The sequence below is a fragment of the Neochlamydia sp. AcF84 genome, assembly GCF_011087585.1.
Taxonomy (GTDB): domain Bacteria; phylum Chlamydiota; class Chlamydiia; order Chlamydiales; family Parachlamydiaceae; genus Neochlamydia.
Map to the genome: position 1 here is coordinate 34,183 of NZ_VJOT01000061.1, position 20,650 is coordinate 54,832.

The 20,650-nt window shown below is 37.7% G+C and carries 16 protein-coding genes; 8 read left to right on the plus strand and 8 right to left on the minus strand.

Going from position 1 to position 20,650, the window contains the following annotated elements; all coding sequences use genetic code 11:
* Position 1: 1 nt before the first annotated feature.
* Positions 2-1,399: a hypothetical protein gene (locus NEOC84_RS06995; protein WP_166157222.1), complete on the plus strand. Its 1,398-nt coding sequence runs from the start codon at positions 2-4 to the stop codon at positions 1,397-1,399.
* Here NEOC84_RS06995 and NEOC84_RS07000 read toward each other — a convergent pair.
* The 3 genes from NEOC84_RS07000 to NEOC84_RS07010 are packed head-to-tail and all read right to left on the minus strand — an operon-like array spanning position 1,396 to position 4,107.
* Positions 1,396-2,595 carry a hypothetical protein gene (locus NEOC84_RS07000; protein WP_166157225.1) on the minus strand — a complete coding sequence of 400 codons (1,200 nt, stop codon included), beginning with the start codon at positions 2,593-2,595 and terminating at the stop codon, positions 1,396-1,398. The genes NEOC84_RS06995 and NEOC84_RS07000 overlap by 4 nt on opposite strands.
* Before the next feature lie 15 nt (positions 2,596-2,610).
* The gene (locus NEOC84_RS07005) at positions 2,611-3,324 is read right to left on the minus strand and encodes a hypothetical protein (protein ID WP_166157228.1); all 714 of its coding nucleotides are present in this window, start codon (positions 3,322-3,324) and stop codon (positions 2,611-2,613) included.
* A 15-nt stretch (positions 3,325-3,339) separates the two neighbouring features.
* A complete protein-coding gene (locus NEOC84_RS07010) occupies positions 3,340-4,107 on the minus strand; it encodes a tetratricopeptide repeat protein (protein ID WP_166157231.1) in 768 nt (255 codons plus the stop codon).
* A gap of 620 nt (positions 4,108-4,727) precedes the next feature.
* Here NEOC84_RS07010 and NEOC84_RS07015 point away from each other — a divergent pair.
* The 4 genes from NEOC84_RS07015 (at position 4,728) to NEOC84_RS07030 (ending at position 9,010) form a co-directional block, all read left to right on the plus strand.
* Positions 4,728-5,405, plus strand: coding sequence for a TIGR00153 family protein (locus tag NEOC84_RS07015; protein ID WP_166157235.1), 678 nt, complete (start codon positions 4,728-4,730; stop codon positions 5,403-5,405).
* Positions 5,406-5,415: 10 nt separating this feature from the next.
* Positions 5,416-6,864: an inorganic phosphate transporter gene (locus NEOC84_RS07020; RefSeq protein ID WP_207391825.1), complete on the plus strand. Its 1,449-nt coding sequence runs from the start codon at positions 5,416-5,418 to the stop codon at positions 6,862-6,864.
* A 79-nt stretch (positions 6,865-6,943) separates the two neighbouring features.
* A complete protein-coding gene (locus NEOC84_RS07025) occupies positions 6,944-7,471 on the plus strand; it encodes a hypothetical protein (RefSeq protein ID WP_166157238.1) in 528 nt (175 codons plus the stop codon).
* A gap of 153 nt (positions 7,472-7,624) precedes the next feature.
* Entirely contained in the window at positions 7,625-9,010 is a 1,386-nt protein-coding gene (locus tag NEOC84_RS07030) for an F-box-like domain-containing protein (protein ID WP_166157241.1), read from the plus strand.
* Between the two features lie 119 nt (positions 9,011-9,129).
* Here NEOC84_RS07030 and NEOC84_RS07035 read toward each other — a convergent pair whose 3' ends face one another.
* Both NEOC84_RS07035 and NEOC84_RS07040 read right to left on the minus strand, forming a co-directional pair.
* Complete coding sequence (locus NEOC84_RS07035; RefSeq protein ID WP_166157244.1) at positions 9,130-9,378, minus strand: hypothetical protein; 249 nt, start codon at positions 9,376-9,378, stop codon at positions 9,130-9,132.
* Between the two features lie 162 nt (positions 9,379-9,540).
* The gene (locus NEOC84_RS07040; protein WP_166157247.1) at positions 9,541-9,942 is read right to left on the minus strand and encodes a hypothetical protein; all 402 of its coding nucleotides are present in this window, start codon (positions 9,940-9,942) and stop codon (positions 9,541-9,543) included.
* A 1,104-nt stretch (positions 9,943-11,046) separates the two neighbouring features.
* On the opposite strand from NEOC84_RS07040, the gene glgP reads away from it, so the two are divergent.
* Positions 11,047-13,605 carry a glycogen/starch/alpha-glucan family phosphorylase gene (gene glgP / locus NEOC84_RS07045; RefSeq protein WP_166157250.1) on the plus strand — a complete coding sequence of 853 codons (2,559 nt, stop codon included), beginning with the start codon at positions 11,047-11,049 and terminating at the stop codon, positions 13,603-13,605.
* A 44-nt stretch (positions 13,606-13,649) separates the two neighbouring features.
* Here glgP and NEOC84_RS07050 read toward each other — a convergent pair whose 3' ends face one another.
* From NEOC84_RS07050 to NEOC84_RS07060, 3 genes are all read right to left on the minus strand, one after another.
* On the minus strand, positions 13,650-14,384 hold the full coding sequence (locus tag NEOC84_RS07050; RefSeq protein ID WP_166157253.1) for a transporter substrate-binding domain-containing protein: 735 nt from the start codon (positions 14,382-14,384) through the stop codon (positions 13,650-13,652).
* A gap of 328 nt (positions 14,385-14,712) precedes the next feature.
* The gene (locus tag NEOC84_RS07055) at positions 14,713-17,343 is read right to left on the minus strand and encodes a leucine-rich repeat domain-containing protein (RefSeq protein WP_166157256.1); all 2,631 of its coding nucleotides are present in this window, start codon (positions 17,341-17,343) and stop codon (positions 14,713-14,715) included.
* 495 nt (positions 17,344-17,838) lie between these two features.
* Positions 17,839-17,988 (minus strand): hypothetical protein, encoded by a 150-nt coding sequence (locus tag NEOC84_RS07060; RefSeq protein WP_166157259.1) that lies wholly within the window; start codon positions 17,986-17,988, stop codon positions 17,839-17,841.
* Positions 17,989-18,443: 455 nt separating this feature from the next.
* On the opposite strand from NEOC84_RS07060, the gene glgC reads away from it, so the two are divergent.
* On the plus strand, positions 18,444-19,790 hold the full coding sequence (gene glgC / locus NEOC84_RS07065) for a glucose-1-phosphate adenylyltransferase (RefSeq protein WP_166157262.1): 1,347 nt from the start codon (positions 18,444-18,446) through the stop codon (positions 19,788-19,790).
* A gap of 15 nt (positions 19,791-19,805) precedes the next feature.
* Positions 19,806-20,558 (plus strand): metallophosphoesterase, encoded by a 753-nt coding sequence (locus NEOC84_RS07070; protein WP_166157264.1) that lies wholly within the window; start codon positions 19,806-19,808, stop codon positions 20,556-20,558.
* Positions 20,559-20,650: the final 92 nt, after the last annotated feature.

Consider the following 20,650-nt stretch of genomic DNA (forward strand, 5'->3'; position numbering starts at 1 on the left):
AATGGATAAAGAAAAATACGTTTCTACTAGAGAGCTACAAGCTGCTATAAAAATTTTAGAGAGCTTTTCTTATCGTAAAGAAACATCTTCTTCTACCTCTATTCTAAAAAAAACTATAGTATTTGCTAAAAAGCTTTTTTCTATTGGCTCTGTTAAGGTAGAAGAGAAAAAAAAGGTTCAACAAGCTCTTGCAGTAATTAAAAACAGTTTTTCTTTAATTCAATCTTTAGCCCAGGGCACTTTTCGGCAAAAACAAATAGCATCTTCTGCTTACACAGCTGTCGATCGTTTTAATGCGGTAAGCAATCATCTAAACAGACGTCCACTCCCCTGGCGTCGATGGATGGACACACTTCTTGTCAAAATTCCTAAAAGAGAAAAAAAGAAAGGAAAAATAAATTTAGGCAAAGAAATTTCCTGCAAGCTTTATAGCCAAGAAAATGAAAAGATTAAGTTACCACTCCCACCGTTTTCTCAAAGCGAACTTTTGCCTACTACTCAAGAAATTGACGCTTTTCGTATGAAAGCTATTACTTTGCTTAAACATCATGAAGTGCGCTTTACTTCTTTGACAGAACAATTAAATATTATTCGTGAAATGCCTATTGTAATTAAGGAACAGACCCCTTTGTCTAAAGCGATTGCTGAATCTGTGGTAGCTCTTGAGCAAACGATATCTTCCTTTCCGGGGGAAACTATTGAGCTTAAAGGCACTTTCAAACGTTCTTTAACAAGCAAAGGTCCCAGCATTCCTATACCTGAAAGCTTTCATATCACCACTCAGTCCCAGCAAACAGGGTACCCTCACCCTTCTCAGCACCATGGATGGTGCTTACCCCCCTTCTTCCTACCAAAAGATCATGCATTGAAAGGCAAAATGCAAGAAATTGCTAACGAACTAAAACCAACGGGTCGTTTTAATCTACAAGCTAAAGCTTTTCTAAAAGCCAAGCAAGAGTGCTTTAATCAACATGCAACTGAGTTTTTATCCCTTCATCTCCAGCTAAATGGATGCATGTTGAAAATCATAGGGATAGATGCGGAAACGATTTTAAATTCTTTTTACAAGCATCTTCTGCCACACAATAATCCTTATCATTACCTTAGCTCCCTGCATCAAACCATTATCGATCAATACCTCGAAAAGAGAAAAGATTCTTTAAAAGCCGTCCCGTATACTCCAACAGACTTAGAATACATCTATCAAATTGGCAATTTTTATGAAATCTGCATTGGAAAACATACAAACCTGCTAGAAGAGCTTGCATTAAAGCAACTCCACGACTTCCTGATAGAGGTTGAAAAGAAAGAAGTTTTATCTCCTTCTACTATGTATCACTGGCTTAAAGAGAGGCTTCTAAGTGATATTAATTTTTTCAGCAGCCATCGCTTGTATTAAAGTGATTTTTTATCATATACCGGTAGAAAGTGGTCTGGATACAAAGCTAATTCCACTGTAGTATCATAAGGGGTGTTTAAGGGATACTCTAATTCTGCTACCCAGAGCCCATCCATTCCATCGCCCCCATCACCTACTTCATATACTTTTAAATTGACCTGGTAGAGCTGGCAAAGAATTATCCCATCTATTTCAGGTTTACCCCAAATAGGATATCCTCCATTTTTCTCTGCCTCACTACTATTATGCTTAATCCCTTTTATATAACTTTCATAGCTATCTATATTTCCATATTCTTCCTCTAAGCTATCTTTTATCCAGTTATTCTGAGAGGGAAGAGTATTAACATATTCGCTTACTTTTCTTCGCAAATCCGTAAGAGTAAGGTTTTTATTTAATTTTTTATTGAGCGCTTGAGCAAAAGCGTCAAAAAAACAATCACCATTATCTATGGCTGTTCCATAGTCTTTATCTATGGCAGCTAAATCACCTTTCAAACGTTCAAGGCATCGGTCTTTTACACTTCTTTTCGGTTTTGCAGACGGATCATTGCTTGATATACATAAGCTCTTTAAATCTCTATCTTCTTCTTTTTGGCCTATTTCCTCGTAATCTATCTCATCTTCGTCACTTTCTAGGTCGCTCTCGTAATAGAAATCTCCATCGTCTGAGTGAAATAGACTCTCCTCTAATCTATCGCTAGCAGCAAGAGAAGCTTTATGCTGAGCTTTTGGCTCACTCACTTTTTCCTTAGGATTTGCCTTAATCTCGCTTACAAAAGTCTCTTCCAGATAATTAGCATTGGGTCTACCTATCTCTTTATCCAGCGTGGATTTTTCCTCTTGGGAGAACTTATAGAAAAAAGTATCCGCTTTTTCTGAAGTCCTACGCACCTGGCCCTGAGGTTGTATGTCATCGCTTTTATAAACCGCTATTGAACGTTTACCGGTAAAAAATGCTTTCCATCCTTCTCTAATTTGGCTATAAATCATTCCAAAACCTAAAGAAAAAAAGGTCAATGCTAGGGATTTAAAACCTATTAAAATTCTATGGAAAGGAGTGTATTTTGTCTGCTGGCCAGACTCAAGGGAATATTTTTTGCCATCAGGCCCTGTAACCGTATATTCCAAAGAGTCAAACGATTGATTATCATATTGAGTATAACTTTTTTCTTTATCTATATACTTTATTATCATTATGAAATCACCTATTTAAGGATGTTTTTTTGCCTTCGAACTATTTTCTTCCTTTTCAGCTAACTGATGGTGAACGGCTTCTTCTTTTTCCTCATTGTCTGCTTTAAAAAAGGCAGCCGCAGGTAGCGGATGATGTTCAAGTTCTTCCTCTTCTTCCTCTAGGCGCGCCTCTTCTTCTTTTACGTGTTCAGAGGATTTAAAAGTGGAGGAAGTTCTAGGTGTGATTACAACACTTCCTGGAGTAATGGCCTGCTCCAGAGGGACAGAAGAATTTTCTGCTACCTGAACGCCTGGATGGCTTTTCTTTTCGCCTATCATCCAATTTCCTATTAATTCGAAGGAGGTAAAATACAAGCCTAAAAAAGCATCCGCTAGGCCTATGCTTCCCTGCTTAATTTCATGACCTGTATATTTCTTAATGGCATTGTTTACCACATCTCCTGCAGGGGCCAATACAGCCGCTATAAAAAAATGCAAGCTCATTGCCACGGGTACAAGGGGAATTAAGGCCACAATCCCTACAGTACCTGCTGTTACGCGACCAATCGTTGCAAGCGCATGCAAAGCTTTGCTCTCTTTCATTTGTTTAGCCACAGTCGTTAGCTTAGGCAGACCTTTTCCTGGATTTTCTGTACTTATTTCTATAAAGCCCTTGTGAGCTTCTTGTGTTTTCTGTACAGAATCCATGCTAGGGGCCGAAGAAAAATCTCTGGGAAGTATAGCACTCATATAACCCTCATGATGTTAAGCTTCTATTTCTTTAGCTAGTTTCCTAACATGGCTTTCCCACTCTTCTTTTACTTCGGGTGAGGCCTCAATAAAGCCCCATAGCTTTTCTAGTGACTCCAAAGCTAAGCCATGTTGCTGCATAGATTGATAACAACGAGCTAAATAAAACTGGGTCTCTAAAAAGTTAGGATCTATTTCTTCAGCCATTAGATAATAATTAAGAGCTTTAGCGTACTCTCCCTCATTTTGATAGCAATATCCCATGGCATTCCAATAGGAGGAAACGGTGGGAGAAAATGTTAATAAGAGATGTAAAAGAGTTTTAGCTTCTTCGAATGCATGATTGTTAAAATTTTTGATGGCAAGCTCATAAATTAAGAGTAAAGTCTCACTTGAAAGGCCATATAATGTCGTCCATAAAGGCTGATCGGCATCGATAAGACTATTTGGATCCAAGACCTCATGATCCTTTGAAATAGAATACTTTTTTTGAATTTCTTGAATTTTTTTAAAAGCTTGTTCTATTTCATTCAGAACCTCTAGCATGGAGGGGGTATCACTTTTTTCTAATAGCTCGATTTTGAGCAAATTAATTCCTTTCACATATTTTTGGAACAGCAAAGTTAAATTTAGCTCTTTGGCTATTTGCTCTTTAAAGGCTAACCTGTATTGATGCTCTGTTTTTAATGGAGTGGCTAGCAAATGAAAATCTTGGTTGTTCACATATTCTTCAATTACAGGCTTTATCTTGGCATCAAAAGCTTTTATTTTTTCCTGCTGCATAAAAGATCCTTAGTAAATCACTCTCTTAAAATTAGTATACCTATATATTTATAATTATTGCAATTAATTTTAAATAAAGTAATATATTATATATTAACTTATTTAGTTTATTAAACTATTATAATATTTCTACTTAATCAATTAGTTTAAAAAAATGATCTAAAAAAATTCTTGATAAATGTAAAATTTTTTAAAAATTATAAACGATAGAAGATTGTCTATTAGCATTTAAACAGCCTCACCTCCAAAAAAGGCTTTTCTCTCCTCTTCTTTTCCATGGTAGTTTGATAACCATGGATCTTTCACCTTTTGCAACATTTTTTAACCAATTATCTCTCAGCTTTAATAGAACATCTCTTCACTTAAAAAGAGGCTTTGGATGCTTAGGTATTTAATAATAAAAAGGTTAGCGTTAAGAAAAAACTATAGAAAAATGTTTAATCCCCCCTTTAACACTAAGCATGCTATAGGATCAAGCAAAAGGGTTTGACAAAGTGGGGCTACGAGGAAAAATAGATTTAAAATAGGAGGTAAGTCCCTTATTAAAATATTCCTTTCTTTATTCAAAATTCGCTTTTATTGTATCGTTTACCTATAATTCATTATTTTAGGTTAAAATTATGCTAAAAACAATTTTAGGCATTTTTGGTCGCTCTCCTTTTGCTCCTTTGCAGTCTCATATGGAGATCGTTAATAGCTGCGTACAAATGCTACCTAGTTTATTCGAAGCGATGAAAAATAAAGATTATGCTGCCGTTGAAAAGATCGCAGAAAAAATATCTGAGCAAGAGCATCATGCCGATCTAGCTAAAAACCATATTCGCAATCATCTACCTAAAAATATTTACCTACCTATTGAAAGGCAGCATTTGTTAGATATCTTATCTTTACAGGACGATATTGCTGACAAAGCCCAAGACCTAGGGGTTCTTTCAACGTTGAAACCTTTAGAAATATTGCCCATTTTCGAAAATGAATTTAATCTATTCCTTGTTAAAAATATGGAATCTTTTGAAGAAGCAAGGCTAATTATTAACGAATTACACGAACTCATCGAAACCTCCTTTGGAGGGGTGGAAGCGGAAAAAGTTCGAAGTATGGTAGAAAAGGTAGCTTTTAAAGAACATGAGGTAGATATTCTTCAACGTAAACTTTTGAAAAACCTCTATCATTCTGAAAACGAGATGACGCATAGTACCTTTTATTTATGGCAAAAGATTTTTGGAACAACTGGTGCTCTTTCCGATATATCTGAGAAGCTGGCTAACCGTGTAAGACTCACCTTAGAACTGCAATAACGGAGATTGAATGATACCCGACATTCTATTGATACCTGAAAACATGCTTTTACTCATCTTTCTTTTGCTAGCAGGCTTTTATATGGCATGGAGCATTGGAGCTAATGATGTAGCAAATGCAATGGGAACCTCTGTAGGTTCTGGCGCACTTTCGTTGAAAACAGCTGTAGTCATCGCAGCTCTTCTAGAATTTTCAGGGGCTTTTTTCTTTGGGTCCCATGTCTCTGATACTATTCAAACAGGCATTATCGACTCTACTCTATTTGCTTATGAACCACGCATCTTAGTTTATGGGATGCTAGCTTCCTTGCTAGCCGCAGGCATGTGGTTGCAGATTGCCTCCTACTTTGGATGGCCTGTTTCTACTACTCATTGCATTGTAGGAGCAATTGTAGGGTTTGGCATTGTTGTAGGAGGATTAGAGGCAATACAATGGGAAAATATATTATTTATTATCACTAGCTGGGTGATTTCCCCTATTCTGGGTGGAATCATTTCTTACTTTATTTTTAATATTCTAAGAAAGAAGATTTTCTATACGCCTAACCCTATCAGGTCTGCCCAAAAGATTACTCCTATGATCGTTTTCTTAACAGTCATAGTAATGGGCCTTATCCTGGTTTTTAAAGGCTTGCAAAATTTAAACTTAGAATTTACCTTCTTAGAAGCCCTTATTTTCTCAGCTTTTTTAGGAACGATCGGCTCTTTTATAAGTTATCTACTTTTACGCAATATCTCCGCACCTACACGGTGCCAGCAGCCTGTGTGTAATGCTGAGACTAGCTTGTCCTTAGATAAAGCTAGGAAGCATTTGTTAAGGGCCAGAGAAACAGTCTCAGGAAATGAAATGCATTATCATTTATCTATCTTGCTAAATGAAGTTGATAATGTATCGACCACAATCAAGAAATCCAGCGATGGCGAAGTACACAAATCTGAATACGCTACCGTTGAGAAAATTTTTGGCTATCTTCAAATCATGAGCGCATGCTTAATGGCATTTGCGCATGGTGCAAATGATGTAGCCAACGCGATTGGACCTCTTTCCCAAGGCATCCAAGTTCTCATTAATAATACCGTTATTACCACTAGCACTACGCCTGTGTGGGCCTTAGCTTTAGGGGGAGTAGGAATCGTAGTAGGATTGGCTACCTGGGGCTGGCGTGTCATTGAAACAATTGGTAAAAAAATTACTGAACTGACTCCTACTCGCGGTTTCGCAGCAGAATTTGGCGCAGCCACTACAGTGGTACTTGCTTCAAGATTAGGGTTACCTGTTTCTACTACGCATACGTTGGTGGGATCTGTGGTAGGCGTAGGATTAGCACGAGGTTTAGAAGCTCTAGACTTAAGTATGACACGCGATATCATGATTTCCTGGCTAGTGACTGTACCTACAGGTGCTTTAATAGCTGTAGGCTTTTTTAATGCTATAATGTATCTTATTACCGTCATTTAAACTGCTACGCCTTACCTACCTATGGCAGGACTTTAAAGCTTTATTGAATTTTTAACCGTTCTTTTAGGATAATTTTAAAATGAATAAAATTCTTCTGTTTATCTTATACTCACTCGTTATCCAATCTGGCATGTATGCAGAGGCTCCTCGCCCTAAGGCTATTCTTCAAGCTCACCTACATGCAGCTTCAACTAATCCTAGCGATATTAAAACAATGAAAATCCATCCTGGCTCCGCAGTTACCCTACAAGCTGAGATAAAGAATGTCGGAAATTTGCCGAGTGCTCCAGGAAAAGTTTATATTCGCTTTGTCTTGATCGAACCACTAGAAGACTTACTACAAAGTCGCACTTTCCATACAGAAAGTATTCCCCTACCTACCCTCTATCCTGGGCAAGTAACTGTTGTTAAGTTTATAAAAGAACATCAATGGCCGTCCCTACAGGATTTTATTAAACAAAATTGGAATATGCGTCACTATCAAGCAGTAATTAAAATTGATGGAGAAAAAGAGGAAAAAGTGATTGGCTATCTCCCTATATTTTTCTCTGCTTATTATTATGAGGGGCATCATCGTGAAGTGCCTAGAGAGGTTAAATCACGCTAAAGGATAAAAACTTTTATAATATCTATGCCAGATACTCGGTCCAATTCGCGCCCCTTTAACTTATGAAGCTACTTTGCTCGCTTTGTTGGATAGAAAAGATAGAGAAAAAGAGATTGCAAAAAATAATCTGTAAGGAATTTATAGGAAAAAGATATGCATTCACTTTCTTTTGTCCCCCACATAAAAATACCCGAAGAGGTGCAATTAAAGATTCTTAGCCTTCTAAATGAAAAAGAATTACCGATTGCAGCCCTTGTTAACAAACATTGGCAGCGAATGGCCCAAGATCCTTCTTTATGGCGGCCTATTTGCCAACGACGCTGGAAAAACCTTAGCCACTTTTCTTCTCCAGGAAAAAACTGGCGAAAAATCTGTAAGAAAAGAGTGCAGATGTCGCAAACGATGAGGCTAACGAAAGGCGAGTATTCGAAAAATAAATGTAGAGAGACTATCTACAAATTACCTAATTTCTCAGGAAAAATCCTTGCACTTAAAAGAGAGAAACAGTTTGCTTTTATAAAAGCTACAGCAGGTACAGCGCAAATCTATCACTTGGACGAAAAAAGTTGCCAGCTAGTGTATGATAATGTGAAAGAGGAAAGTTCTCGTCTGATTCATTATCAAGAAGGCCATATTATTCAAGTGACGCAAGAAGGGCAGCTCTATCGTTGGAAAGTTAATGAGGCTTTTCCTACAACTTCTCTATGTTACCTTGAAAATTTTGAAGAGGCTTACTTTGCTCAAAATCATTTATTTTTAGTTAATTCTCATCTCACGCAATTTAAAATTGTGGATGTACGCACAGGATTAAGCTGCTACAAGACTACCTTGGCACCGATCAATTTTATTCTCTGCCGAAATAATCAAGCCTTAATCCACTGTCTAGATGGCAGCCTTTATTTTATTAATAATCTAGAGAGCTCTTTCTCCAGCAGCCTTATGGCGTTGGAAGGCAACCTTAAGTCCCCTCTTAATCAAGAACTCTGCCAGTTTGATGAAGCTCGAGTCATTATTTTATGTGAAGATGATTTACAAAGAAGATGCCATATATGGGATGCTTCTAATGGAAAAAAGAAAATAGAGTTTACCTTGGCACCACGACCTGTGGAAAAATGTGGGGATAAGAAGTCAATTTTAACAACCTCTAGTTATGATGGCAAGCGCTTAGGAGTAGGATTAAGTATAGTTTTTGTTTTAATTTATGATGTTGATGATGGAAATTTTTTAACGTCATCAAACATAGGCGACATAGATTCTGTGCGCTTTCTTGCTTTAGATGAAAACCATTTCCTCGCCTCTACTTTTCATCCTGAATTCAAGAGTTTTGAACTTTATCAACATACTCCAGCTAAAAAATATGGTGGAATAATATTGCCCTTCCTGCCTAACACATATCCATGGGTAAATTCTAATACTATTCATGCTAGCTACGATGGCCGCAAACTACTCTTTTGTGATGAGCATGGATGGCTGCATCTATGGGACTTTGCTCATTTGCAAGGAAAGGAGCCTATTTTAGTGGCTCCTCCCTATGCTTAAGAAAACTATTTGCCTATCTGAAGCGTTTGGCTAATTAAAATAGATTGCAACTGCTCATAAGAACGATAAGAGGAATATTTTTCTTGCTTCATTTCTTGGCTAAGCGTCTCAGTGAGTTGTTAGGTTACTTGAAGTTGAGCATCTATAAAATGTCTAGATTCTTCAAGCTTGATGAAAGAAGAGGGATCAACGGATAAAGAAATTGAAGAGCCAAAATAGTTCTTTATAGCTAATAGATACCGTTGAGAAAGCTTCAGCATTTGCTCGTCTCCAGGATAGACTAAGCGAGCTCTTTTCTCCTGCCAAGCTGAAAGTCCTTTCTTATCTGCATTGAATTTTCTCTGAGCTTCCTCTAGCTCTTTAGACATTTGTTGATAGCTTTTATGCTTTCTTTCTATTCGAGGAAAATCTGATGAAGCTTTGTCTATTAAAAGAATCCAATCCTCATTTATTGCAAGTTTACATTTCTCACGCTTGTTTGCAATTTTTTCAATTACCTCTTTTTTCTGCTTTACTGCTTGCTCAAAACACTAAATTTTTTCATCTATTGGGCCATAAATTTCTTTTTCTTGCTGCTGATAAATTGTATATTCATCTTCTAACATTTGGAAATCTTGAGGAAATTCTGCAAGCCTTACTCGTGTGTCATCTAAATTAGGAAGGATAAGGGGAAGGGAATGAGAATCATCTAAGCTAGATATTCTTTCTAACAACTCTTGAATATGCGAAATTATATTATCTATTTCACTACAATGGAGGAACTTTTCAACCAGAGAAGCATGCAGTTCAGCTATTGAGTAGCGATTATTTGTAAAAAGAAGCTTATCAAATGCTCGCACGCTTTGTTCTAAATCTCTGAGCATGTCTAGTTTTTCATCGGTCTGCTGTAAACTGTGCTTCAGTACTTCTTCAATTTCTTTACCTACATGCACTGTAGCCGCTATAGGTGCCCAGTTTTTTCCTGATGAAACCTATTGTAGTTGAATAAGGGCCTGGAAGCCTGAGCTTCAAAGAAAAAATTTCTTTAGCGAATTGAAATATTGCCAAAGACTCGCTATCCCCTTCTTTCATTTGCAGGTAGGTATAAAGATTAGCTTTAAACTGCAGATGTGCCTCAGTTTCTTGCTTCACTCGATTTACAAAAACTGTAGTTACTCTTTCGTCTAATTGCTTCTCTTTTCCTTTCTCGTCAACTTCTCTAGGCCTTTTTAGGCTTCTTTATTTGCAAGGGCTCAGAAGACGGAGAAGAATGGGGGCCTATAGGATGATTCATAAGACTCTCCTTTTTCCTCTTAGAAATTAGATCTTTAGCAAATTGCCTTTGATAATGCGCCAATTGCTTGAGGAGAGGAATAAAAAGCTTTTTGAATGGAGAAAGTTAAAAGAGATCTAGAAATGATAAATGCCCCTTAAGCTTCCATGCTTTAAAGGAGGAAAAGAATTTTTTTTTAAGAAAAGCGAAAAAAAAGCTTAAGGAGGGTCTAAATATTTATTTAGCCACCTTGTTAGGTAATTTTAATTACCTTTAAGAGACAAAAGCAGCCAATGGAAGATTCTAACTTATGCAAAGACCTAGTAGGAGTGTCGGTAAAATAATTTAAACAAAAGCTATATTTTTATGATCTATAAAGAAGTAAGAAAGAAAAAGCGCCTTTTCCCTTTAAATTTTTATAATATCAAGCAGCTTATAGATTAAAAAAGAGAAAGCAACTTGAAGACACCAGGCTTATTCCATTTATTTTCTCTATTCTTTTTTAATAAAAGGCAAACTCATCAGATTTTAGCTCTAGATTCAAGCCTGTAAGGACTAATAAATATTAAAAATATTTTTATTTTAAAGACTAATTTTAAGGGGAAAAGAGGTGGTTTTTTAAGGGGAAAAGAGATGATTATCCGTTCACACTAAAGACTTAAAAAAATTTATTTTGGAAAGCTTTAAGCCTTATTTTACAGGGCGGGCGTAAATATTTTGGCAAAAGACTTATCAAAAAATAAGTTGATAATATATACGCTAAAATTAGCCAAGGAGATCCATTATGACAGCCTCTATTGATACAGATACTATCGTCGATAATCTTGTAAATAAAACCAAGCACTACCTGATTACGACTGTCGGTAGAATTGCTGAAGATGCGCATGCAGATGAAATTTATAACGCCCTTTCCTATGCTCTTCGAGAAGAGGTAATGATCCGTTGGTTAGCAGGGGTCCGAACACAAAATAAGCAAGATACCCGCATGCTTTACTATCTTTCGATGGAGTATCTGCCCGGAAGGATTCTAAATAATGGGGTCACCAATTTCAGAGCCCTAGAGATTGTACAAGCTGTGCTGCAAAAGCTGAATCGTTCCTACAACGAAATTATCTACCATGAAGCCGATCCTGGCTTAGGCAATGGGGGCTTAGGACGCCTTGCTTCCTGTTTCTTAGATTCATTGGCTACTTTAAATTATCCGGCTCAAGCTTATGGGCTAAGGTATCAATATGGAATTTTTGAACAACAACTTTGGAATGGTGCGCAGGTGGAAGCCCCTGATTGCTGGCTGATCAGTGGTAACCCTTGGGAATTTCGCCGCGATACCCGCCGTGTGCATGTTAAATATTGTGGAAATACTACTGCTCTCCACAATATTCACGGTGACGATATTTACCAGCTAAAAGACTTTGAAGAAGTGCAAGCCCTTCCCTATGATTATCCTATCGTAGGATATGCCAAAGATAATAAATACTCTGTCGTAACTTTACGTTTATGGACGACTAAAGAATCTCCTCGTAATTTCCAGCTACAACGCTATAATGCCGGTCGCTTGGACCAAGCAGCTGAAAATTCCGCTTTAACAGACGTATTATATCCTAGCGATCATCACGAAACAGGTAAAAGGGTGCGCTTAAAGCAAGAGTTTTTGCTTGTTTCTGCTTCATTACAAGATATTGTTCGCCATTATCTGGCTCATCATCAAAACTTTCGCTCGTTTGCTGATAAAGTACGTATACAAATTAATGATACTCACCCCGCCATGGTAATCCCTGAGCTCATTCGCATGCTTATCCAAGAACATGACTTACCTTGGAGAACAGCTGTAGAGATGACACAAGCCTGTACCGGATACACCAACCATACTGTGCTTAGCGAAGCTCTGGAAGTATGGGATAAAGATCTATTTAACTACCTGTTGCCTAGACAATTACGGATTATTGAAAGGCTAAACCAAGAATTTTGTAATACCGTACGTAGTAAATATCCTCGTGATGAAGATAAGGTAAGACGCATGTCTATCATAGAAAATCAAAGCATTCGCATGGCAAATCTTTCTGTTATCGGCTCACATTCAGTCAATGGCGTCTCAGAAATTCACTCAGAAATTTTAAGAACTCGAGTTTTTAAAGATTTTTATGAGATGTTTCCTGAAAAGTTTTTTAACGTTACCAATGGAGTCACTCAGCGTCGTTGGCTATTAGAATGCAATCCTGAGCTTTCTAAATTTATTACTAAACGCATTGGAGATGGCTGGATCACGGACTTTGCCAGTATAGGAGAGTTAGCTAACTTTGCTAGCGAGCTGGCTAGCCAAGAAGAATTTTTGGCTATCAAAAAAAGAAACAAACAGCAGTTAATAGAATTTCTTAATGAAAATAATAGGCAGCGCAATGAAAAAGGCGACCTAGTTGTGCCCTCTCCCCTGATTGAAGCCGATGCTATTTTTGATGTGCAAATTAAGCGTATTCATGAATACAAACGTCAATTGATGAACATCTTAAATATCATCATGACCTACCAAGAAATTTTAAAAAATCCTCAACATCAAAGGATAAAAAGAGTATGCATATTTGCTGGAAAGGCTGCCGCCTCCTATGATCTGGCTAAAAATATTATTCTTCTCATTAATGCTGTTGCCCGCAAGATCAACCATGATCCTGCCGTAGCAGGTTTTTTGAAAGTCGTGTTTATTGAAAATTATAACGTTTCGCGGGCTGCTATCATTATTCCTGCTACCGATCTATCCGAACAAATCTCTACAGCCGGCACGGAAGCTTCTGGTACAGGTAACATGAAATTGGCGATCAATGGAGCTTTAACCATAGGCACAGATGATGGGGCAAACATAGAAATGAAAGAATCTATTACTGAGAAATGGTGGCCTTTTGCCTTTGGTGCTTCGAGGGCTGAGATAGAAAAAATGCAATTCGAGCATTCTTACAATCCTAAAGAAATCTATAACAAAAACCCCTCTATCCAAGCAGCCTTAAATACCTTACGAGATCATACGTTTGCCAATAATGAGCAGGAACATCAAGCTTTTAATGGAATATTTCAAATACTATTAGAAGGTTTTTACGGGTCAGGAGCCGATCATTATTTTATTTTAAAGGATTTAGAAAGCTATTTTGAAACACAAAAGAAAGTCGAGCTTCTTTACGATAATCCTTTACTTTGGGCAGAATATGCGATTCACAATATAGCAGGAATGGGCAAATTTTCTACAGATGTTTCCATTAAAAATTACTGCGAAAAGATTTGGGGTTTAAGCCCTTGCCCTACTGATCCTGAAATACTGAGAAGGGTAGAACACGAATATAGGCAGTATGGCCGTTAATCATTTCCCATTCATAAATGCTTTTATTATTTTGCTTTTTAAAATTAGGGGCTATCATAAAGGCCCCATTTTTGTATAAGCTGCTTATACAAACCTTTTTCTTTGACGCGCGCTAGCCCCTCGTTAAAAAAATTAATAAATTCTTCCGATTTAGGATGATCTAAGGATACTAAACGAAGGCCTTGATGGGATAAAGGCGCTGTGGCTATTTTTAGCTTATTATCATAAAACCTATGGATCATCATTTGTGCATGCCATATATCCATAATGACACCATCTATTTTGTCGTTTTTAAGATTTTCTAAAGCTGCATTCATGCTCTCATAAGTTACCAAGATAATAGAAGGATAACGGGATACATCATAAATGGAAGAAGTTCCCGCAATAATACCAACAATTTTACCATCCATATCCTCTAAGCGATGAGCATCAAATTTTTCGTCCACGACAAGCACGGAACCTAATTTATATAAAGGATGGGAAAAAATATAGGTTTGGCGATTAAGACTATTAGGTACCATGAAAGTGAAAACGGCATCATAGTTCCCCGCCCTAAGATCTTCTAAAAGGGTATTGGGGTTAGCAGGAACAAATTGAATACGCAGATTGGCTTCTTTACCAGCAGCAAGCACTAGCTCTTCAGCAAAGGCTTGGACGTTCAGTTCTTTGCCAGTAAAATCAAAACCATTCCAATTGATATGACGTGCGATAACTATGCTTTGAGAGTTTGATAAATACTTTGAAGAAAAGCAACCAGAGCGAATCCCGATGAGCAGCAAGATTCCTAATAAAAGAATAACAAAAATACGTATTAAATTTTTATAAGCTAAAAAACTAGTCGATTCCACTTAGATATGTCAGTACTTGTTAATTATAGTCCGAACCCCAGTGCTATTTAAGAAAATTATTTTCTTTAAGTGCTAACCGCAGATCTTAGCAGATTTTGCTCAATAAATAAATCTATAAAATTAATTAGCTAGCCTCTAGTCATGATATATTCGCACCTTTCCTTATTATCCTCTCTAAAAGGTAGGTATCTTCTGATATTACAGAGAGAATCAAATTGATTTTGCTGCAAACCAAGCTTTTGCAGCTAAGAGAGCAATCTTATTCTGAAAAAAAAAGGTCAAACTGCTTGCACGCTGTATAAAGTACACGCAGCTGACAGAGCTGCCCTTTCTTTTCAGGAGGGAGGACTAGCTGGCTGCTGCTTAATCGAAGATTTTGAAGATCAGTAAGCTGCCCTATCTTTGCAGGAGGAGTGGTAAGCTTATTGTTCTCTAAGTTAAGCCAACGTAACTGCGAGAGCTGCCCTATCTTTGCAGGAAGAGTGGTAAGCTTGTTGTTCTCTAAGTTAAGCCAACGTAACTGCGAGAGCTGCCCTATCTCTGGAGGAAGAGTGGTAAGCTTATTGTTCTCTAAGTTAAGCCAACGTAACTGCGAGAGCTGCCCTATCTTTACAGGAAGAGTGGTAAGCTTGTTATTCTCTAAGTTAAGCCAACTTAACCACGACAGCTGCCCTATCTCTGCAGGAAGAGTGGTAATCTGGTTATTTTCTACGCAAAGAAATTCCAGTCCAGGCAGCTGCCCTATCGCTGGAGGAAGAGTGATAAGCTGGTTGTTTTCTAGGCAAAGACATTGCAGTTGAGACAGCTGCCCTATCTCTGGAGAAAGAGTGGTAAGCTGGTTGTTTTCTAGGCAAAGACGTCTCAGCCTAGGCAGCTGCCATATCTTTGCAGGAGGGGAGGTAAGCTGGTTGCTGCTTAAGTCAAGACTTTCAAGCTTAGAAAGCTGCCCTATCTCTGCAGGCAGGCTGGTGAGCTCGTTTTGATTTAATTCAAGCTCTTGCAGCTGAGACAATTGCCCGATTTCTGCAGGCAGGCTGGTGAGCTTATTTTGATTTAATTCAAGCCTTTGCAGCTGAGATAGCTGCCCGATTTCTGCAGGAAGAGTGGTAAGCTGATTTTGATTTAAGTAAAGCCTTTGCAGCTGAGGCAGCTGCCCGATTTCTGCAGGCAGAGCGATGAGCTGGTTTTGGCTTAAATTAAGCCCTTGCAGCTGAGACAATTGCCCGATTTCTGCAGGCAGGCTGGTGACCTCGTTTTGATTTAATTCAAGCGATTGCAGCTGAGATAGCTGTCCGATTTCTGCAGGAAGAGTGGTAAGCTGGTTTTGGCTTAAATTAAGCCCTTGCAGCTGAGACAATTGCCCGATTTCTGCAGGTAGGCTGGTAAGCTTGTTTTGATTTAATTCAAGCCTTTGCAGCTGAGATAGCTGCCTTATCTCTGCAGGCAGAGTGGTGATCTGGTTGTTTTCTAGGTAAAGCCTTTGCAGCCGAGACAGCTGCCATATCTCTGCAGGAGGGAAGGTAAGCTGGTTGCTGCTTAAGCTAATTATTTCAAGCTGAGAGAGCCCTCCTATCTCTAAAGGAAGAGTGGTGATCTGGTTGTTTTCTAGGTAAAGCCATTGCAGCTGAGATAGCTGACTTATCTCTGCAGGCAGAGTGGTGATCTGGTTGTTTTCTAGGTAAAGCCTTTGCAGCTGAGATAGCTGCCTTATCTCTGCAGGCAGAGTGGTAAGCTGGTTATTTCTTAAGTAAAGCTCTTCTAGCTGTAATAAACATTCTATCTTTGCAGGAAGAGTGGTGAGCTGGTTATTATCTAGGTGAAGTCTTTCCAACTTCGATAGCTGTCCTATCTCTATAGGAAGAGTCGTGATCTGGTTGTCGCTTAATCGAAGATTTTGAAGCTCAGTGAGCTGCCCTATCTCTGCAGGAAGAGTGGTGAGCTGGTTATCATTTAAGTGAAGTCTTTGCAACTGTGATAGCTGCCCTATCTCTGGAGGAAGAGTGGTGATCTGGTTGCGTTCTAAATAAAGACTTTTAAGCTGAGAAAGCTGCCCTATCTCTGCAGGAAGAACGGTAAGCTGGTTATTATTTAAGTAAAGTCTTTGCAACTGTGATAGCTGCCCTATCTCTGGAGGAAGAGTGGTGATCTGGTTACAGGCTAAATAAAGACTTTCAAGCTGAGAAAGCTGCCCTATCTCTGGAGGAAGAGTGGTGATCTGGCTGCCTTCTAAATGAAGGTTTTGCAGCTGAGAAAGCTGCCCTATCTCTGGAGGAAGAGTGGTGATCTGGCTGTCTTCTAAATGAAGGTCTTGCAGCTGAGAAAGCTGACCTATCTCTGGAGGTAAAAAGGCTAAGTCGATTATGCTTAATGGCAAGCATGTAATAGCTCCTCCATATCTTTCAATCCACCCCTTAAAGGACTCTCCTTTTTTTTCTAGGGACAAACTCTTGATTTCTTCTTGCTCTAAGTATTTTTTTCCACCAGGTAATTCTTTCCATAATAGGAGACGACTAATATTTAACAGATAAGATGCGTAATTAGCTGAGGTGAAATATCTGGTTTTCTCAAGGTTATCTTTAAACTCTAAAGGAGAAAGAGTGCTAGCTAGAGTAAAGACTTGCTTAAAGATTGCCTTTACTTTTTGTATGGGAAAAAGTCCATCTTCTAACTTATAAATTTTATCTAAGATAAGAGCATGCTCTTTAACATTTCCTTGAGGAAAGTGAACTTTAACTATTTGCTTATAAATAGAGGACATTACCTCACTATCTAAAAGGTGTCGCCATTTTCCACATACGCTAGATAGGGAAGGTGTGGCGCAATATTCTAAAATAGAGGTTAGCACTTCATCAGGCAAGTGCGCAAAAGCAATAGAAGCGTTAGTATTCATTTTATAGCCTTGGTTAAGATTTATCTAAATTCTTAAGTCACTGCTTAATAAAAGAATATAAAAGAAAACACAAAACGTACAAGATAAAAATGAGAATTAATTCCTAGTTTTTAAATATAGAGCAGACTTTTAACTAACACTTTACGTAAGTAGGTGTAGGAAGCTGCGCATAAACTTTTCTTTCATTTCTCTTCCAGCCCGATCTTTTTTAAGAAACAATCGTCATATTTTCTGGTTCTTTGTAACTTTATTATAATCTATCTTAAGTTCTTGAAGTCGTGTTTCTTTGTTTGCCCATACCCTAGTAAAGGTGCTTTATTGCCTAATCCTTTTTTAGGATGAATTAAGGATCGCTTAAGAGAAACATAATGAACGGCTTGTAAGGTTTTAGGCCGTTTTTTCACCCATGCTAAAAAATCTTTTTCTTACTCAGGCATTCAAGGTCTTTTTTCTTCTAATTATTACAAACCTTCTATCTTCTCCGATCCTTCTAAATTATGACAGTTGTAGCATTATAACCATTTCTAAATAGCGCATGTGCAATAACTTAAATACTTTTCCTGTCTGGCAGGCAAACTCCCTTTCCATCGCCTTAGCCACTGCTTTTAATGTATATAGGATAGCACTGGCTTTCTTTTTTACCATGGCGCTTAATCCCTCAGTAATATGATAAAGAGCTACCGGCAGGGTTTTCTCCTTTCTTAATATTCTTTCTCCCCCTCAATCATCATCCTTATTAAAATTTAGAAAAAGGCTAGTGCATATCCTCAAATGATAGAACTACAAGTTTTTTAAGCGTACTATTTTATCGTTGTAATTCTTTACTTTTTTAGGAATAGATCACCACTTTTAAACCCTTGTCAAGCTACTTTCATGCGGAAACCCCCTATCTTAAAAAGAAAGAGAGCAAAGCTAGAATGAACATTTGCTGCAAGGCTCCTTTAATTAAAAAAATCATATAGTTTAAATAACTTATATACCCTCGATTATCACCTTCAGAGCTGCTTAAAAAGGCTTAATCCTCCAAAATTAAATTGATTTCTTGATGTAATTATACTCTTTATTTAAAGTGCGGTTAAGTCACTTTTAGGAGAAATAATATGGCCACTTTACAAGCAAATCATTTAGGACAACATCCGACCATCCACCATACGACTGCTGAACTCTCATGTGATATGAGCCGTGTAGCCACCATTATCTTAGGTGGAGGGCAAGGCTCTCGCCTTTATCCTCTTACACGTTCTGATTGTAAGCCTGCCGTTACTTTTGGTGGTAAATATCGCCTTATTGATGTGCCCATGTCTAATTCTATTCATTCTGGTTGCCATAAAATATTTATTGTTACCCAGTTTCTTTCTAAAACCTTGCATGACCATATTTTTAAAACTTATCGACCAGGCACATTCACAGCTGGCTTTGTAGAAGTTTTGTCAGTGGAAGAAAAACCTCATACTAAAGCCTGGTTTCAAGGAACAGCCGATGCTATTCGCCAAAACCTTGAATATTTAACCGATGTTCCTATCGATTACTTTTTAATACTATCCGGAGACCAACTGTATCAGATGGATTACAAAAAAATGATGCAAGTTGCGCAACGGACCAATGCAGATGTGGTCATTGCTACCCTACCTATTGAAGAGAGTCAAGCTAACCGTTTTGGGATCTTAAAAATTGATCATAATGAACGTATTACCGAATTTGTGGAAAAACCTACAGATATGGAACAAGTAAAAGCATTTAAAGTTAGCGAAAATACCCTTAAAAAATTTCAACTTAAGAATAATAAAGAGGGCGCTTGCTTAGGATCGATGGGTATCTATCTATTTAAAAGAACAGCTCTTTTAAAACTCCTTCTTACCGATATGCGTGAAGATTTTGGAAAACATTTAATTCCCAACATCATTAAAAACGGCAATGCTGCCGCCTATCTTTATGATGGCTATTGGGAAGATATTGGAACAATTGAATCCTACTATCATGCCAATCTAGCCCTTACAGAAGATAAGCCGGAGTTTAATTGGTATGACGAAAAGCATCTATTAGTCACTAATAGTTTAAATCTTCCTGCGGCTAAAATTTACAATACCAAAGTACAGCAATCCATTATTTGTGAAGGCTCCGTAATCGAAGCCAAAGAAGTTTTTCATAGTATCTTAGGACCTCGTACTCAAGTAGGCACAGGCACTGTCATCAAAGATTGTTACATTCTTGGTAATGATCATTACCATTCCCCCATGCAAGACAATCAAACAGCAAAAAATTATCAAATTGGGCAAAATTGTTTGATTGAACGAGCGATCATTGACAAACATGCCTGCATCGGCAATAATGTCTGTTTAAATAATGCAGATAAGCTCACTCATTATAACAGTAACGAAATTTTTATACGCGATGGCATTATTATTGTCCCTCGTGGGGCCTGCATTCCCGATGGTTTTACCTTATAACTTTAAGTAACTTTAATGGCAATTTGGGCTCTAGCTGATTTACACCTTGCATTTGGCACCCCTGAAAAAAAAATGGATGTCTTTGGAGAGCCTTGGATAAATTATACAGAGAAAATTAAAAAGAATTGGCTTAATTGCATTCAGCCTTCTGATTTAGTTCTCCTTCCAGGCGATATTTCGTGGGCTATTCACCTAAAAGATGCTTTTGAAGATTTAAAATGGATTCATGAACTTCCTGGCACTAAAGTGATGATTAAAGGGAATCATGATTATTGGTGGGGTTCTCTTAGCAAAATAGAAAAGATTCTTCCTTCCTCTATTCATCTTATCCAAAATAATGCCTTTCATTGGAAGGAATATTCTATTGGCGGTAGTAGACTATGGGACAGTAGCGCGTATGATTTTAATGCTTATATCGAATTTAAAGAAAATCCTCGTGTAAAAACTTTGCTAGAAAAAAATGATCAGCCAATAGAAGCTGAAAAGATTTTTCAACGCGAATTACAGCGCTTAGAAAGCAGCCTAAAATGCCTTAATTCTCAAGCTTCCATTCGTATCGCCATGACTCATTACCCTCCTATTAGTGCCGACCTCAAAGACTCAGCCGTCTCCCAGCTGCTAGAGAAATATCATGTTAATACCTGCCTCTTCGGACATTTACATAATGTAAAAAAACATCTACCCTTATTCGGTGAAAAAAATCAGATTCGTTACATTTTAACTTCAGGGGATTACCTTGATTTTATTCCTAAGCTAATCTACAGCTAAATTTTTACCATCCTCTTTCTTCTTTATAAGGCTCTAAGGTAAAATTTCTTAATACTTTCAAAATTCTGAGACTACTAGGTACTTCTCACGTA

What these genes read in the sequence shown, in the direction of transcription:
- NEOC84_RS06995 (WP_166157222.1), top strand. Translation starts at nt 2, where the DNA reads ATGGATAAAGAAAAATACGTTTCTACTAGAGAGCTACAAGCTGCTATA.
- NEOC84_RS07000 (WP_166157225.1), bottom strand. Translation starts at nt 2,595, where the DNA reads ATGATAATAAAGTATATAGATAAAGAAAAAAGTTATACTCAATATGAT.
- NEOC84_RS07005 (WP_166157228.1), bottom strand. Translation starts at nt 3,324, where the DNA reads ATGAGTGCTATACTTCCCAGAGATTTTTCTTCGGCCCCTAGCATGGAT.
- NEOC84_RS07010 (WP_166157231.1), bottom strand. Translation starts at nt 4,107, where the DNA reads ATGCAGCAGGAAAAAATAAAAGCTTTTGATGCCAAGATAAAGCCTGTA.
- NEOC84_RS07015 (WP_166157235.1), top strand. Translation starts at nt 4,728, where the DNA reads ATGCTAAAAACAATTTTAGGCATTTTTGGTCGCTCTCCTTTTGCTCCT.
- NEOC84_RS07020 (WP_207391825.1), top strand. Translation starts at nt 5,416, where the DNA reads ATGATACCCGACATTCTATTGATACCTGAAAACATGCTTTTACTCATC.
- NEOC84_RS07025 (WP_166157238.1), top strand. Translation starts at nt 6,944, where the DNA reads ATGAATAAAATTCTTCTGTTTATCTTATACTCACTCGTTATCCAATCT.
- NEOC84_RS07030 (WP_166157241.1), top strand. Translation starts at nt 7,625, where the DNA reads ATGCATTCACTTTCTTTTGTCCCCCACATAAAAATACCCGAAGAGGTG.
- NEOC84_RS07035 (WP_166157244.1), bottom strand. Translation starts at nt 9,378, where the DNA reads ATGTCTAAAGAGCTAGAGGAAGCTCAGAGAAAATTCAATGCAGATAAG.
- glgP (WP_166157250.1), top strand. Translation starts at nt 11,047, where the DNA reads ATGACAGCCTCTATTGATACAGATACTATCGTCGATAATCTTGTAAAT.
- NEOC84_RS07055 (WP_166157256.1), bottom strand. Translation starts at nt 17,343, where the DNA reads ATGAATACTAACGCTTCTATTGCTTTTGCGCACTTGCCTGATGAAGTG.
- NEOC84_RS07060 (WP_166157259.1), bottom strand. Translation starts at nt 17,988, where the DNA reads ATGGTAAAAAAGAAAGCCAGTGCTATCCTATATACATTAAAAGCAGTG.
- glgC (WP_166157262.1), top strand. Translation starts at nt 18,444, where the DNA reads ATGGCCACTTTACAAGCAAATCATTTAGGACAACATCCGACCATCCAC.
- NEOC84_RS07070 (WP_166157264.1), top strand. Translation starts at nt 19,806, where the DNA reads ATGGCAATTTGGGCTCTAGCTGATTTACACCTTGCATTTGGCACCCCT.